The organism is Citrobacter sp. Cu096 (assembly GCF_030332285.1).
GTDB classification, from domain to species: domain Bacteria; phylum Pseudomonadota; class Gammaproteobacteria; order Enterobacterales; family Enterobacteriaceae; genus Citrobacter; species Citrobacter meridianamericanus.
In genome coordinates, this window is the sequence record NZ_JAOWID010000017.1 from 44,986 (window position 1) to 60,129 (window position 15,144).

The window sequence follows — 15,144 nt, forward strand, 5'->3', positions numbered from 1 at the left end:
GAAGCGCATCCGGCAATCACACTTAGCGGAAGCTCACTTCTTCACCTGCCTGCTGTGTTGCCGCCTGTTCCAGCAGATCCCAGAACGTTTCGCCGCTACGATCGCAGATCCACTCGTCGCCTTTCAGGTCAAAGTGGTAGCCGCCCTGCTTGGTTGCCAGCCACACCTGGTGCAGCGGCTCCTGACGGTTAATAATAATTTTGCTGCCGTTTTCGAAGCTGAGGGTCAGCACGCCGCCGTTGATTTCACAATCGATATCGCTGTCGCCGTCCCAGTCGTCCAGACGCTCTTCAATGGTCATCCACAGGGTGTCAGCAAGGCGATGAAATTCACTGTCGTTCATTTTCTTATCCTGTTTTTCGTGATGACGGCAGTATAACCTGAAACAAAACGCGTTGCAGATTACAGGCTAACTCTTGCTTTTACGCCTTCTCCTGCGATGATAGAAAACAGAAAGCATGAACTTTACAGGCAATCCATAATGAAAAACGTGTTAAAGCCACTCGCTGTCATTTTTACTCTGTTCAGCCTGACGGGCTGTGGGCTCAAAGGCCCGCTGTATTTCCCGCCAGCAGATAAAACCGCGCCGCCTCCGACCAAGAGCGTTCAGCCGCAATCGCAATCCACCACGCCTGAGAAAAACGATCGTGGGATTAGTGACGGGCCTTCCCAGGTGAATTACTGACGGCAGGAATAGATTTACATTTCTGTACCCGCGTGAACGGAGTGAATGATGCAATTCTCTAAAATGCATGGCCTTGGCAACGATTTTATGGTCGTCGACGCGGTAACGCAGAATGTCTTTTTCTCACCAGAGCTGATCCGCCGCCTGTCCGACAGGCATCTCGGCGTTGGATTTGATCAACTGCTGGTGGTTGAACCTCCGTATGATCCGGAGCTGGATTTCCACTACCGTATTTTTAATGCCGACGGCAGTGAAGTGTCACAATGTGGCAATGGCGCCCGCTGTTTTGCCCGCTTTGTTCGCCTGAAAGGGCTGACCAATAAGCGCGATATTCGCGTCAGTACCGCCAATGGTCGTATGGTATTAACCGTAACCGACGACGAGCTGGTGCAGGTGAATATGGGAGAACCCAATTTTGAACCCTCGCAGGTTCCGTTTCGCGCCAATAAAGCAGAGAAGACCTATATTATGCGCGCGGCCGAACAGACAGTATTGTGCGGCGTGGTTTCAATGGGGAACCCGCACTGCGTGATTCAGGTTGATGATGTTGATACGGCCACAGTAGAAACACTGGGACCGGTTCTGGAAAGCCACGAGCGCTTCCCTGAACGCGCCAATATTGGCTTTATGCAGGTGGTGAAGCGCGAGCATATCCGACTGCGGGTTTATGAGCGTGGAGCGGGTGAAACGCAGGCCTGCGGTAGCGGGGCGTGCGCCGCTGTTGCGGTTGGTATTCAGCAGGGTCTGCTGGCAGAAGAGGTGAGGGTGGAATTACCGGGCGGTCGACTTGATATCGCCTGGAAAGGTCCGGGTCATCCGCTGTATATGACAGGCCCGGCGGCACATGTCTACGACGGATTTATTCACTTATGAAGCAACCAGGGGAAGAACTACAGGAAACGCTCATGGAGCTCGACGATCGGGCGGTCGTCGATTACCTGCAACGTAATCCTGAGTTTTTTATCCGTAATGCCCAGGCAGTTGAGGCGATGCGTGTTCCGCACCCGGTGCGCGGCACGGTCTCTTTAGTGGAATGGCATATGGCACGGGCGCGTAATCATATTAACGTGCTGGAAGAGAACATGGCGCTGTTGATGGAACAGGCCAACGCCAATGAAAGCCTGTTCTATCGTCTGTTAAATCTGCAAGGACGTCTGGTGGCGGCCAGCAGCCTTGACGATATGCTGATGCGATTTCATCGCTGGGCGCGTGAGTTAGGGCTGGCAGGAGCGACGGTTCGTCTGTTCCCGGATCGCTGGCGACTAGGCGCGCCCTCAAAATTCACCCATCTGGCATTAAGCCGTCAGGCTTTTGAACCGCTGCGAATTCAGCGTCTGGGCCAGTCTCGGCATTATCTTGGGCCGCTCAATGGCCCCGAGTTGCTGGTGATGATGCCGGAGGCGAAAGCGATAGGCTCAGTCGCGATGTCGATGCTCGGGCAAGATGGCTCCATTGGCGTGATGCTGTTCAGCAGTCGTGACGTTAATCATTACCAGCAGGGACAAGGTACGCAGTTATTGCAGGAAATCTCGTTGATGTTGCCGGAACTGCTGGAGCGCTGGATTGAACGCATATGACCGATTCACCCCTTTCTCAGGATGTGGCGCGCTTTTTGCGCTATCTGGGCGTTGAGCGCCAGCTTAGCCCGATCACATTGCTTAATTATCAGCGCCAGCTTGATGCCATCATCGCGTTAGCCGGAGAAACCGGTTTGCAAAGCTGGCAACAATGTGACGCTGCTATGGTGCGAAGCTTTGCCGTGCGCAGTCGTCGTAAAGGGCTGGGACCGGCGAGCCTGGCGTTGCGACTTTCCGCGCTACGCAGTTTTTTCGACTGGCTGGTTAATCAGGGCGAGCTGAAAGCCAATCCGGCAAAAAGCGTTTCCGCACCCAAAGCACCGCGTCATCTGCCTAAAAATATCGATGTCGACGACGTTAATCGCCTGCTGGATATCGATCTCAACGATCCCCTCGCCGTGCGCGACCGCGCGATGCTGGAAGTGATGTACGGCGCCGGGCTGCGTTTATCTGAACTGGTTGGGCTGGATATTAAACATCTCGATCTCGACACCGGCGAAGTATGGGTGATGGGCAAGGGCAGTAAAGAGCGTCGACTGCCGATTGGCCGCAATGCGGTGGCGTGGATTGAGCACTGGCTGGATCTGCGCGGACTCTTTGGCTGCGATGACGATGCGTTATTTCTGTCAAAACTGGGCAAACGCATCTCTGCACGGAACGTGCAGAAACGTTTTGCTGAATGGGGTATCAAGCAGGGGCTGAACAGCCATGTACATCCCCACAAGCTACGCCATTCATTTGCGACGCATATGCTGGAGTCGAGCGGCGATCTGCGTGGTGTGCAGGAATTATTAGGCCATGCCAATCTCTCCACGACCCAAATCTATACCCATCTTGATTTTCAACACCTGGCTTCAGTGTACGATGCGGCGCATCCGCGCGCCAAACGGGGGAAATAATGCGTTTTTACCGGCCTTTGGGGCGCATTTCTGCGCTCACCTTTGACCTTGATGACACCCTTTACGATAACCGTCCCGTTATCACACGCACCGAGCAGGAAGCGCTCGCGTTTGTACAGAATTATCATCCGGCGCTGAGTTCGCTGCAAAATAGCGACCTCCAGCGCTTACGTCAGGCCGTTCGCGACGCTGAGCCGGAAATCTACCACGACGTTACTCAATGGCGCCACCGCGCCGTAGAACGCGCTATGCTGGAGGCGGGGTTGTCAGAGGCCGAAGCCAGAATGGGAGCGAATGCGGCGATGATGAATTTCGCCAAATGGCGTAGCCGTATTGATGTCCCGCAGGCGACACATGACACGCTGAAGGCGCTGGCCCGAAAATGGCCGCTGGTGGCGATTACCAACGGTAACGCGCAGCCGGAATTGTTTGGCCTGGGCGATTATTTTGAGTTTGTACTGCGCGCCGGTCCCGACGGGCGATCAAAACCGTTCAGCGACATGTACGCGCTGGCGGCGGAAAAACTGAACATGCCCGTGGGTGACATTCTGCACGTGGGCGATGACCTGACGACAGACGTCGCGGGAGCCATCCGTTGCGGTATGCAGGCTTGCTGGATCAAACCGGAAAATGCCGACCTGATGCACATCGCTGACAGCCGTTTGCTGCCGCATATCGAAATTTCACAGTTGGCATCTCTGACCTCGCTGATATAATCACCAACAACTCTGTATAAATTCCCAGGGGTCCGGCTGGGCCCTGTTGATTCCGGCGGTGCCAATGGACGTTTCTTACCTGCTCGATAGCCTCAATGACGAACAGCGCCAGGCTGTGGCCGCGCCACGCAGCAACATGTTGGTTCTGGCAGGCGCGGGGAGTGGTAAAACGCGCGTGCTGGTGCACCGCATCGCCTGGTTACTGACGGTAGAGAACAACTCGCCGTACTCCATTATGGCGGTCACCTTTACCAACAAAGCGGCGGCGGAAATGCGCCACCGTATTGGTCAGATCATGGGAACCAGCCAGGGCGGTATGTGGGTGGGTACGTTCCACGGTCTGGCGCACCGTCTGCTGCGCGCGCACCATATGGATGCCAACCTGCCGCAGGATTTCCAGATCCTCGACAGCGAAGACCAACTGCGTCTGCTCAAGCGCCTGATCAAGGCGATGAACCTGGATGAGAAGCAGTGGCCGCCGCGTCAGGCGATGTGGTTTATCAATAGTCAGAAAGACGAAGGGCTGCGCCCGCACCATCTGCAGAGCTATGGCAACCCGGTTGAGCAAACCTGGCAGAAAGTGTATCAGGCTTACCAGGAAGCGTGTGATCGCGCCGGGCTGGTGGATTTCGCCGAGCTGCTACTGCGTGCCCATGAACTGTGGCTCAACAAACCGCATATCCTGCAGCACTACCGCGAACGCTTTACCAATATCCTGGTGGATGAGTTCCAGGATACCAACAACATTCAGTACGCCTGGATCCGCCTGCTGGCAGGCGACACCGGCAAAGTGATGATCGTGGGCGATGACGACCAGTCGATCTACGGCTGGCGCGGAGCGCAGGTGGAAAATATCCAGCGCTTCCTCACCGATTTCCCGGGCGCAGAAACCATTCGCCTGGAGCAGAATTACCGCTCGACCAACAATATCCTCAGCGCGGCTAACGCCCTGATTGAAAACAACAATGGGCGTCTGGGTAAAAAGCTGTGGACCGACGGCGTCGACGGTGAACCGATCTCGCTATACTGCGCGTTCAACGAACTCGATGAAGCGCGCTTTGTCGTTAACCGCATCAAAACCTGGCAGGACAACGGCGGTGCGCTTGAACAATGCGCTATTCTGTACCGCAGCAACGCCCAGTCGCGCGTGCTGGAAGAGGCGTTGTTACAAGCCAGTATGCCGTATCGTATTTATGGCGGGATGCGCTTCTTTGAACGCCAGGAAATCAAAGATGCACTCTCCTACCTGCGCCTGATCGCTAATCGCAATGACGATGCGGCGTTTGAGCGCGTGGTGAATACACCGACGCGCGGGATTGGCGATCGTACGCTGGATGTGGTGCGCCAGACCTCACGTGACCGCCAGCTAACGCTGTGGCAGGCCTGTCGTGAACTGTTGCAGGAAAAAGCCCTTGCGGGTCGTGCCGCCAGCGCCTTACAGCGTTTTATGGAGCTGATTGACGCTCTGGCGCAGGAGACCGCCGATATGCCGCTGCACGTGCAGACTGACCGGGTGATTAAAGACTCCGGGCTGCGCATGATGTACGAGCAGGAAAAAGGCGAGAAGGGCCAGACGCGTATCGAAAACTTAGACGAACTGGTGACGGCAACGCGTCAGTTTAGTTACAACGAAGAAGACGAAGACCTGATGCCGCTGCAGGCGTTCCTGTCTCACGCCGCGCTGGAAGCGGGCGAAGGACAGGCGGATACCTGGCAGGACGCGGTACAGCTGATGACCCTGCACTCGGCGAAAGGTCTGGAGTTCCCTCAGGTGTTTATCGTCGGCATGGAAGAAGGCATGTTCCCCAGCCAGATGTCGCTGGACGAAGGCGGACGTCTCGAAGAGGAACGCCGACTGGCCTACGTCGGCGTGACCCGTGCGATGCAAAAGCTGACGCTAACCTACGCTGAAACGCGTCGTTTGTATGGCAAAGAGGTTTACCATCGTCCGTCACGCTTTATTGGTGAACTGCCGGAAGCGTGCGTTGAAGAGGTACGTTTGCGCGCCACGGTCAGCCGTCCGGTGAGCCATCAGCGGATGGGCACGCCAATGGCGGAAAACGACACTGGCTATAAGCTTGGCCAGCGCGTGCGCCACGCCAAGTTTGGCGAGGGCACCATTGTCAATCTGGAAGGCAGCGGTGAGCACAGTCGTTTGCAGGTCGCGTTCCAGGGGCAGGGGATCAAATGGCTGGTGGCAGCCTATGCCCGACTGGAAACGGTATAACTTTCAGAAAAATATCATTATTTTGTAACGATCTGCTAGCCTTACTGATGAGCAGGTAATTTATCCAGGCTAGCGTTTCGTTGCGTGTTGACGTCAAAATTTTGCTGGCGTAACATGCGCGCACGATTACGCTAAGAGGACATTCGCCTTGGACACACCCAGTAGATACTGGCTCATTATCCTGTCATCCAGGATCAACTCCTAAGGCTATCCCTTTTTGCTGATAGCCTTCGCGGTTGTCAGCGACCTTCTGTTTTTTTTCCGTCGCGCTGAGTCAGGCTGTTTAATGGTCTGAAACCCAATTTGTTTCTGTGTGCCCTCCGAACTGTCCGATAATTTTTTGCATTGGGAGTCCCGGTCATGCTGAGCGCATTTCAACTGGAAAACAATCGTTTAACTCGCCTTGAGGCAGACGAGATCGAGCACCTGGCCAGTTCGGTTTGGGTCGATTTAGTCGAGCCGGATGACGAAGAACGAAACCGTGTGCAAAAGGACTTGGGCCAGAATCTGGCTACGCGCCCTGAACTGGAAGACATCGAAGCATCCGCGCGTTTTTTTGAAGACGAAGACGGTTTGCACATTCACTCCTTCTTCTTTTATGAAGACGCCGACGATCACGCGGGTAACTCAACCGTCGCATTTACTATTCGCGAAGGTCGACTGTTTACCCTGCGCGAGCGCGAATTACCGGCCTTTCGCCTGTACCGCATGCGTGCGCGTAACCAGGCGATGGTGGATGGCAACGCCTACGAGCTGTTGCTCGACTTGTTCGAAACAAAAATTGAACAGCTGGCGGATGAGATCGAAAATATCTACAGCGACCTGGAAAAACTCAGCCGTGTGATCATGGAAGGGCGTCAGGGCGATGAATATGACGAAGCGCTGTCGACGCTGGCGGAACTTGAAGATATCGGCTGGAAGGTACGCTTGTGTCTGATGGATACCCAACGCGCACTGAACTTCCTGGTACGTAAAGCGCGGTTGCCGGGCAGCCAGCTGGAACAGGCGCGTGAGATCCTGCGCGATATCGAATCTCTGCTGCCGCACAACGAATCGCTGTTCCAGAAGGTTAACTTCCTGATGCAGGCGGCGATGGGCTTTATCAACATTGAGCAGAACCGCATCATCAAGATCTTCTCGGTGGTCTCTGTGGTGTTCCTGCCGCCGACGCTGGTAGCTTCAAGTTATGGGATGAACTTTGAGTTCATGCCGGAACTGCACTGGAGCTTCGGGTATCCGGGGGCGATTGTCTTTATGATGCTCGCCGGTCTGGCGCCGTATCTGTACTTTAAGCGCAAAAACTGGCTGTAAGGGCTGTGCCGGATAAGGCGCAGCCGCCATCCGGCACTTCTTCAGCTCCGGCGCGCCCGTCGTTGCGTATAAATCGCATCCATTACGAAAATCGCCAGTGCGACCCAGATAAACGCGAAGGTGACCATCTTGTCCGCACCCGGGGCTTCACCGTAGAACGTTACCGCCAGCAGGAACATCAGCGTAGGGCCAATGTACTGGAAGAAACCCAGCGTCGACAGACGCAGGCGGGTTGCGGCGCCGGTAAAGCACAGCAGCGGAATGGTGGTCACGACACCCGCAGCAATCAGCAGCAGATTGAGCGACATTGGGTTTTGCCCCATATGGCTGGTTGGGCTGTCGGCAATGCCAAACAGATAGATGGCCGCGATGGGTAAAAGCCACAGCGTTTCGATCAGCATGCCGGTTTGTGCTTCGACGGCAATCTTCTTGCGCACCAGACCATAAAAAGCAAAGCTGAACGCCAGTCCCAGCGCAATTATTGGCAGCGATCCGAAGGTCCACAGCTGTACCAGTACGCCACAGGCGGCTAATAGTACCGCCAGCCACTGCATGCGACGGAAGCGCTCGCCGAGGAAAAGCATTCCCAGCACAATATTCACCAGCGGGTTAATAAAATAGCCGAGGCTGGCTTCCAGCATATGGTGATTATTGACTGCCCAAATGAACAGCAGCCAGTTTCCGCCAATGAGCACTGCAGAGAGTGCCAGCAGGAATATCTTCTTTGGCGTTTGGAGTAATGTTTTGACACCCGACCACTGGCGGCTGATGCTCATCAGCACCACCATGAAGAAAAATGACCAGATGACGCGGTGCGTCAGGATTTCATCCGCCGGGACATAGTAAATCAGCTTGAAGTAGGCAGGTGCGATACCCCAAATAAAATAAGCAGCAAGAGCGAGTAACACGCCCTGCCGCGTTTGTTTAGCATCCATCGGGAAAACTCATTGCAGAAATGTAACAGCAGTTTACCTTTTTTTGGCTGCTTACCCCACCATATAAGTGGCGGTTGCGCTGGCAATATAAAGCTGTTCTTCGTTATGCAGTTCCACGCGCGCCACGGCGACTTTATTACCCGCCCGCAGCAGGCTGCTGGTGGCGGTAAAGCGATTCCCTCTCCCCGGGCGCAGGTAATCAACGCGCAAATCGATGGTTCCCATGCGTGACATCCGCTGACGTAATTCGTCTTCACTGATCGTCTCATGGCGGGTTAGCGTACTGCCAACGCACACCAGTCCGGCGGCGACGTCCAGCGCCGAGGCGATCACGCCGCCATGCAAAATGCTTTGCGCCCAGTTGCCGACCATCATCGGTTGGTTATTAAAGGCTAATTGAGCGAATTCTTTCTCATAGCGTTCAAGCTCCAGTCCCAGTGCCCGGTTAAACGGCATATGATAGACGAACATTTCACCCACTAACTTCAGCGCTTCCTCAGCAGTAAGTACGGCAGACATACGATCCCTACATCTTAATGGTTAATGAAATGTTGATATTATGCTTATTATTTGTTGTTTTCTACTTTAGGACGGGATAACTAACGAGGAACTCGCTAAGTATGTAGAATACTTGCCAGATAATTATACAATTCATCAATATTTTGGTTCAGGAGAACAGTACCGATGCGGGCGATTCTGGGATGGTTACTACCAGCAGTCATGCTGCCGTTGACCGCGTATGCGCAGGAAGCGACAGTGAAAGAGATTCATGATGCACCCGCGGTTCGCGGCAGTATTATCGCCAACATGCTGCAGGAGCATGACAATCCTTTCACGCTTTATCCTTATGACACCAACTATCTTATCTACACCAATACCAGCGACATGAACAAAGAAGCGATCAGCAGCTATAGCTGGTCCGAAAATGCGCGCAAAGATGAGGTTAAGTTTCAGCTAAGCCTGGCGTTTCCGCTCTGGCGCGGGATCTTAGGTCCGAACTCGGTACTTGGCGGCTCCTATACCCAGAAGTCCTGGTGGCAGCTTTCGAATAGCGAAGAGTCTTCCCCATTTCGCGAAACCAATTATGAACCGCAATTGTTCCTCGGTTTCGCTACCGACTATCGCTTCGCTGGTTGGACGCTCCGCGATGTCGAAATGGGTTATAACCATGACTCCAACGGTCGGTCTGACCCCACTTCACGTAGCTGGAATCGTCTTTACACGCGTTTGATGGCTGAAAACGGTAACTGGCTGGTGGAAGTTAAGCCGTGGTACGTCATCGGCAGCACCGACGATAACCCGGATATCACAAAATATATGGGCTACTATCAGCTCAAACTGGGTTATCACCTCGGTGACGCCGTCTTAAGTGCGAAAGGTCAGTACAACTGGAATACCGGTTACGGCGGTGCTGAGTTGGGTGTCAGTTACCCCATTACGAAGCATGTGCGCCTTTACACCCAGGTTTACAGCGGTTACGGCGAATCGCTGATTGACTATAACTTCAATCAGACCCGTGTTGGCGTGGGCGTGATGCTCAACGATATCTTCTGACAGGTATTGAGAGTATTTTAATCATTGCAGTTTCTCTCTCAGGCGCTGAAAATAGCGCCTGTTTTTATTTCAGGCTAATGGGGTTAATGTGGCGCAGGCGGAAGTGTTGAATCTGGAAATGGGCGCTAAACAGGTTTTGCAAGAAACCTTTGGCTACCAACAGTTTCGCCCGGGTCAGGAAGAAATCATTGATACCGTGATCTCTGGTCGCGACTGCCTGGTCGTTATGCCGACCGGCGGCGGTAAATCCCTGTGCTATCAGATTCCCGCATTATTGCTCAACGGGCTCACCGTTGTTGTTTCTCCGCTGATTTCTCTGATGAAAGATCAGGTCGATCAACTGCTGGCCAACGGCGTGGCGGCAGCATGCCTTAACTCCACTCAAAGTCGCGAGCAGCAGCTTGAGGTGATGGCAGGCTGTCGCAGCGGACAGATTCGCCTGTTGTACATTGCGCCTGAGCGCCTGATGCTGGATAACTTCCTTGAAAACCTGGCGCACTGGAACCCGGTGCTGCTGGCGGTAGATGAAGCGCACTGTATTTCGCAATGGGGACATGATTTCCGCCCGGAATACGCGGCGCTGGGACAGTTACGTCAACGTTTCCCAACCCTGCCGTTTGTGGCGCTGACCGCCACCGCGGACGAAACCACCCGGCTGGACATTGTGCGTCTGCTGGGCCTCAACGACCCGTTAATTCAGATCAGCAGCTTCGACCGCCCAAATATTCGCTACATGCTGATGGAGAAGTTTAAGCCGCTCGATCAGCTGATGCGCTATGTGCAAGAGCAGCGCGGTAAGTCCGGCATTATCTACTGTAACAGTCGCGCCAAGGTAGAAGATACCGCCGCGCGCCTGCAAAGCCGGGGCATCAGTGCCGGGGCTTATCATGCCGGGCTGGAAAATACCGTACGCGCCGACGTGCAGGAGAAATTCCAGCGCGATGATCTGCAAATTGTGGTGGCAACCGTGGCGTTCGGCATGGGGATCAACAAACCCAACGTACGTTTCGTGGTGCATTTCGATATTCCACGTAACATCGAGTCTTACTACCAGGAAACCGGTCGCGCCGGGCGTGACGGCCTGCCTGCGGAAGCAATGCTGTTTTACGATCCGGCAGATATGGCGTGGCTACGCCGTTGCCTCGAAGAGAAACCCGCCGGACAACTGCTGGATATCGAACGGCATAAACTCAATGCGATGGGGGCGTTTGCCGAGGCGCAAACCTGTCGTCGTCTGGTGCTGCTGAACTATTTTGGCGAGGGGCGTCAGGAGCCGTGTGGTAACTGCGATATTTGTCTCGATCCGCCAAAGCAGTACGACGGACTCATGGATGCGCGTAAAGCGCTGTCGACTATCTACCGTGTGAATCAACGTTTTGGTATGGGTTATGTCGTCGAGGTTCTGCGTGGCGCCAATAACCAGCGTATTCGCGAGCTGGCCCATGACAAGCTGCCGGTCTACGGCATTGGTCGTGAGCAAAGCCATGAACACTGGGTCAGCGTTATTCGCCAGCTTATTCATCTTGGTCTGGTGACGCAGAATATTGCCCATCACTCGGCATTACAGTTAACCGAAGCCGCGCGTCCGGTACTGCGCGGTGACGTTCCACTACAGCTTGCCGTGCCGCGTATTGTGGCGCTGAAACCGCGCGCAATGCAGAAATCCTTTGGCGGTAATTACGATCGCAAACTGTTCGCCAAACTGCGTAAGCTGCGTAAAGCCATTGCTGATGAAGAGAATATCCCGCCTTACGTGGTGTTCAACGACGCCACACTGATTGAAATGGCCGAACAAATGCCGGTTTCACCGAGCGAAATGCTGAGCGTTAATGGCGTGGGAATGCGTAAACTTGAGCGTTTTGGCAAAGAGTTTATGGCACTTATCCGCGCACATGTGGATGGTGACGACGAAGAGTAGTCAGCCGGGCAAAAAAGTGCCAAGATGGTGACTCACTGAACTATTCCCCCGCGAGTCATTTTTTATGTTAACGCTATTTTTCACCGTTGCGTTGGTGCACATCGTTGCGCTGATGAGTCCCGGCCCCGATTTTTTCTTTGTCTCTCAAACGGCCGTTAGCCGTTCGCGCAAAGAAGCGATGATGGGCGTGCTGGGTATTACCTGTGGCGTCATGGTCTGGGCTGGCGTGGCGCTGCTCGGCCTGCATCTGATTATTGAAAAAATGGCCTGGCTACATACCATTATTATGGTCGGCGGGGGTCTGTATCTGTGCTGGATGGGGTATCAGATGCTGCGCGGCGCGTTTAAAAAACAGGACGTGGCTCCTTCCAATCCGCAGGTTGAGCTGGCGCAGAGCGGACGCAGCTTCTTGAAAGGTCTGCTGACCAATCTGGCGAATCCTAAAGCCATTATCTATTTTGGCTCTGTCTTCTCATTATTCGTTGGCGACAACGTGGGAACTGGCGCGCGTTGGGGAATTTTTGCCCTGATCATCGTGGAAACGTTGGCGTGGTTTACCGTGGTTGCCAGCCTGTTTGCGCTGCCGAAAATGCGTCGTGGCTATCAGCGCCTGGCGAAGTGGATTGACGGTTTTGCTGGCGCGCTGTTCGCGGGCTTCGGTATCCACCTGATCATTTCGCGCTGAGTTCGTTCCAGACCCGATAAGCGTTAGCGGGTCCGGTCCTGTAATCAGGCATGCCTTGCCGATGCCAGCAGGGCGCCTATCAGCATAAATAGCGAACCAAACACTTTGTTCAGCGCCTTCATTTGCTTTGGCCCTTTAATCCATCCTGCAATGCGCGTAGCCAGCGTCGCGTAACCGATCATCACAATGATATCGACCACGATGGTCGTAACGCCAAGCACCACATACTGCATCAGCTGCGGTTCCTGCGGCAGAATAAACTGCGGGAACAGAGCAGCAAGAAAAACAATGCTCTTGGGATTGGTCAGATTCACAAAGACCGCGCGTTTGAACAGGCGACTGCGCGATTGCGTATTTGCCATGGTGTTCAGATCGATAGCGCCCGCTGCCCGCCATTGTTGAATGCCCAGCCAAATCAGATAGGCTGCTCCCGCCCACTTCAGCACCTCAAACGCGATCACCGAACGAGAAAATAGCGTTCCCAGCCCCACGCCAACCAAAACGATATGAATGCCCAGCCCGGTCTGTAAACCCGCAATCGACGCGCTGGCACCGCGATAACCGTGACTGATGGCAGTGGTCATGGTGTTGATTGCGCCTGAACCTGGAGACAAGCTCAAAATAATAGAGGTCAGCAGGTAGGCGAACCACCATTCAAAGGTCATGAGAAACTCCCGAATTGTCTATTTTTATGCCACAATACGCTACTGTCGTTAGGTTGTGTCAGCGACGGTGAAAAAAACGATTTTACTTGGTCAGCGAGGCTGGATACCCGATGTTTCAGCAGCAAAAAGACTGGGAAACAAGAGAAAACGCGTTTGCTGCTTTTTCCATGGGGCCACTGACAGATTTCTGGCGTCAGCGGGAAGAAGCGGAATTTACGGGTGTGGATGATATCCCCGTACATTTTGTTCGTTTTCATGCAGAAAAAAACGATCGCGTCATCGTCGTCTGTCCTGGACGCATTGAAAGCTACGTGAAATACGCTGAACTGGCGTATGACCTGTTTCATTCTGGTTTTGACGTGCTCATTATCGACCACCGTGGCCAGGGGCGCTCCGGGCGCATGCTGTCGGATCCACATCGCGGTCATGTCGATAACTTTAATGACTATGTCGACGATTTAACCGCCTTCTGGCAGCAGGAAGTGCTACCCGGTCCGTGGAGAAAGCGCTATATACTGGCGCATTCGATGGGCGGTGCGATTGCCACATTGTTCCTGCAGCGCCACCCGAATCAGTGTGATGCCATTGCGCTTTGCGCGCCGATGTTTGGTATTGTGATGCGCTTTCCCGACTGGATGGTGCGCCACATTCTGGACTGGGCTGAAGGGCATCCACGGATCCGCGAAGGCTATGCGATGGGCACCGGGCGCTGGCGGGCGCTACCCTTCGGCATGAATGCGTTAACTCATAGTCGACAGCGCTATCGGCGCAATCTACGTTTCTATGCTGATGAGCCGCGGCTACGTGTTGGCGGCCCGACCTACCATTGGGTACGTGAAGGTATTCTGGCAGGCGAACAGGTTCTGGCTGGTGCGGGAGATGACGCGACGCCGACCCTACTAATTCAGGCCGAAGAAGAGCGTGTGGTGGATAACCGCATGCACGATCGTTTTTGTGAACTCCGCGCCGCGGCGGGCCATCCTGTAGAAGGAGGTCAGCCGCTTGTCATAAAAGGCGCGTACCATGAGATCCTTTTTGAAAAGGACGCAATGCGCTCAGTCGCGCTTAACGCTATTGTCGAATTTTTCGACAAGCATAACTCATCCAGCGGAACCCGCTTTGCCTAGAGGTTTAATTTTCTTATGTATCAGGTTGTTGCGTCTGATTTAGACGGTACGCTGCTTTCCCCCGACCATACTTTGTCCCCTTATGCCAAAGAGACGCTGAAATTACTGACTGCTCGTGGCGTTAACTTCGTGTTTGCGACTGGCCGTCATCATGTTGATGTGGGACAAATTCGCGATAACCTCGGTATTAAAACCTACATGATCACCTCCAACGGTGCGCGGGTGCATGATTCTGATGGAAATCTGGTGTTTTCTCATAACCTGGATCGCGACATTGCCAGCGACCTGTTTGGCGTAGTGAATGCAAATCCGGACATCGTGACCAACGTTTATCGTGATGATGAGTGGTTTATGAACCGCCATCGCCCCGACGAAATGCGCTTTTTCAAAGAAGCGGTGTTTAACTATTCCCTGTTTGAACCTGCGCTACTGGAGCCGGAAGGCGTCAGCAAAGTTTTCTTCACCACCGATTCTCACGAAAGATTGCTGCCGCTGGAGCAGGCGATTAACGCCCGCTGGGGCGATCGCGTCAACGTTAGCTTCTCTACGCTTACCTGTCTGGAAGTCATGGCGGGCGGCGTATCGAAAGGTCATGCGCTGGAAGCGGTAGCGAAAGCGATGGGCTACAACCTGAAAGACTGTATCGCTTTTGGCGACGGGATGAACGACGCGGAAATGCTCTCCATGGCGGGCAAAGGCTGCATCATGGGCAACGCCCACCAGCGTCTGAAGGATCTGCATCCGGAACTGGAAGTCATCGGACTCAACGCCGACGATGCCGTGCCGCACTACTTGCGCGATCTCTTTTTAAAGTAATTGTTCTTTAGTTGACCAGTTGTCAACTA

General features: G+C 54.1%; 17 protein-coding genes. 13 read left to right on the forward strand and 4 right to left on the reverse strand.

All coding sequences use genetic code 11. The annotated features are described in order from the left end of the window. Positions 1-22: 22 nt before the first annotated feature. Positions 23-343, reverse strand: coding sequence for an iron donor protein CyaY (cyaY, locus tag OGX99_RS01125; protein WP_151217248.1), 321 nt, complete (start codon positions 341-343; stop codon positions 23-25). A gap of 138 nt (positions 344-481) precedes the next feature. Here cyaY and lptM point away from each other — a divergent pair, with 138 nt between their 5' ends. From lptM to corA, 8 genes are all read left to right on the forward strand, one after another. Further along, positions 482-685: an LPS translocon maturation chaperone LptM gene (gene lptM / locus OGX99_RS01130; RefSeq protein WP_003017937.1), complete on the forward strand. Its 204-nt coding sequence runs from the start codon at positions 482-484 to the stop codon at positions 683-685. A 48-nt stretch (positions 686-733) separates the two neighbouring features. Further along, complete coding sequence (gene dapF / locus OGX99_RS01135) at positions 734-1,558, forward strand: diaminopimelate epimerase (RefSeq protein WP_151217298.1); 825 nt, start codon at positions 734-736, stop codon at positions 1,556-1,558. Continuing rightward, positions 1,555-2,262 (forward strand): DUF484 domain-containing protein, encoded by a 708-nt coding sequence (locus OGX99_RS01140; RefSeq protein ID WP_286542352.1) that lies wholly within the window; start codon positions 1,555-1,557, stop codon positions 2,260-2,262. Before dapF ends, OGX99_RS01140 begins: the two co-directional genes overlap by 4 nt. Continuing rightward, entirely contained in the window at positions 2,259-3,161 is a 903-nt protein-coding gene (gene xerC, locus OGX99_RS01145) for a tyrosine recombinase XerC (RefSeq protein ID WP_114681699.1), read from the forward strand. Before OGX99_RS01140 ends, xerC begins: the two co-directional genes overlap by 4 nt. Further along, complete coding sequence (gene yigB, locus OGX99_RS01150; RefSeq protein ID WP_151217244.1) at positions 3,161-3,877, forward strand: 5-amino-6-(5-phospho-D-ribitylamino)uracil phosphatase YigB; 717 nt, start codon at positions 3,161-3,163, stop codon at positions 3,875-3,877. The genes xerC and yigB overlap by 1 nt, the downstream gene beginning before the upstream one ends. A gap of 64 nt (positions 3,878-3,941) precedes the next feature. Continuing rightward, a complete protein-coding gene (gene uvrD / locus OGX99_RS01155) occupies positions 3,942-6,104 on the forward strand; it encodes a DNA helicase II (RefSeq protein ID WP_003017922.1) in 2,163 nt (720 codons plus the stop codon). A gap of 148 nt (positions 6,105-6,252) precedes the next feature. Further along, entirely contained in the window at positions 6,253-6,309 is a 57-nt protein-coding gene (ysgD, locus tag OGX99_RS01160) for a YsgD/CorL family protein (RefSeq protein ID WP_212723238.1), read from the forward strand. 155 nt (positions 6,310-6,464) lie between these two features. Further along, entirely contained in the window at positions 6,465-7,415 is a 951-nt protein-coding gene (gene corA, locus OGX99_RS01165) for a magnesium/cobalt transporter CorA (protein ID WP_003017920.1), read from the forward strand. Between the two features lie 41 nt (positions 7,416-7,456). Here corA and rarD read toward each other — a convergent pair whose 3' ends face one another. Together rarD and yigI are read right to left on the reverse strand one after the other, a co-directional pair. Then, entirely contained in the window at positions 7,457-8,350 is an 894-nt protein-coding gene (gene rarD, locus OGX99_RS01170; RefSeq protein WP_210905530.1) for an EamA family transporter RarD, read from the reverse strand. A gap of 51 nt (positions 8,351-8,401) precedes the next feature. After that, the gene (gene yigI / locus OGX99_RS01175) at positions 8,402-8,869 is read right to left on the reverse strand and encodes an acyl-CoA thioesterase YigI (RefSeq protein WP_003017917.1); all 468 of its coding nucleotides are present in this window, start codon (positions 8,867-8,869) and stop codon (positions 8,402-8,404) included. Between the two features lie 165 nt (positions 8,870-9,034). Between yigI and pldA the strand changes: the two genes are divergently transcribed. The 3 genes from pldA to rhtC all read left to right on the forward strand — a co-directional run bounded on the left by pldA (position 9,035) and on the right by rhtC (position 12,507). Continuing rightward, positions 9,035-9,904 (forward strand): phospholipase A, encoded by an 870-nt coding sequence (gene pldA, locus OGX99_RS01180; RefSeq protein WP_003017916.1) that lies wholly within the window; start codon positions 9,035-9,037, stop codon positions 9,902-9,904. 88 nt (positions 9,905-9,992) lie between these two features. Then, entirely contained in the window at positions 9,993-11,822 is a 1,830-nt protein-coding gene (gene recQ, locus OGX99_RS01185; protein WP_151217238.1) for an ATP-dependent DNA helicase RecQ, read from the forward strand. A 64-nt stretch (positions 11,823-11,886) separates the two neighbouring features. After that, positions 11,887-12,507, forward strand: a complete 621-nt coding sequence (gene rhtC, locus OGX99_RS01190; RefSeq protein ID WP_151217236.1) for a threonine export protein RhtC — start codon at positions 11,887-11,889, stop codon at positions 12,505-12,507. A gap of 44 nt (positions 12,508-12,551) precedes the next feature. Here the strand turns inward: rhtC and rhtB are convergent, their stop codons facing one another. Further along, positions 12,552-13,172 (reverse strand): homoserine/homoserine lactone efflux protein, encoded by a 621-nt coding sequence (gene rhtB, locus OGX99_RS01195; RefSeq protein WP_003828938.1) that lies wholly within the window; start codon positions 13,170-13,172, stop codon positions 12,552-12,554. A 110-nt stretch (positions 13,173-13,282) separates the two neighbouring features. Between rhtB and pldB the strand changes: the two genes are divergently transcribed. Together pldB and yigL are read left to right on the forward strand one after the other, a co-directional pair. Continuing rightward, a complete protein-coding gene (gene pldB, locus OGX99_RS01200) occupies positions 13,283-14,299 on the forward strand; it encodes a lysophospholipase L2 (protein WP_003017911.1) in 1,017 nt (338 codons plus the stop codon). Between the two features lie 15 nt (positions 14,300-14,314). Continuing rightward, positions 14,315-15,115: a sugar/pyridoxal phosphate phosphatase YigL gene (yigL, locus tag OGX99_RS01205; RefSeq protein ID WP_151217234.1), complete on the forward strand. Its 801-nt coding sequence runs from the start codon at positions 14,315-14,317 to the stop codon at positions 15,113-15,115. The last annotated feature ends 29 nt before the right edge of the window (positions 15,116-15,144 follow it).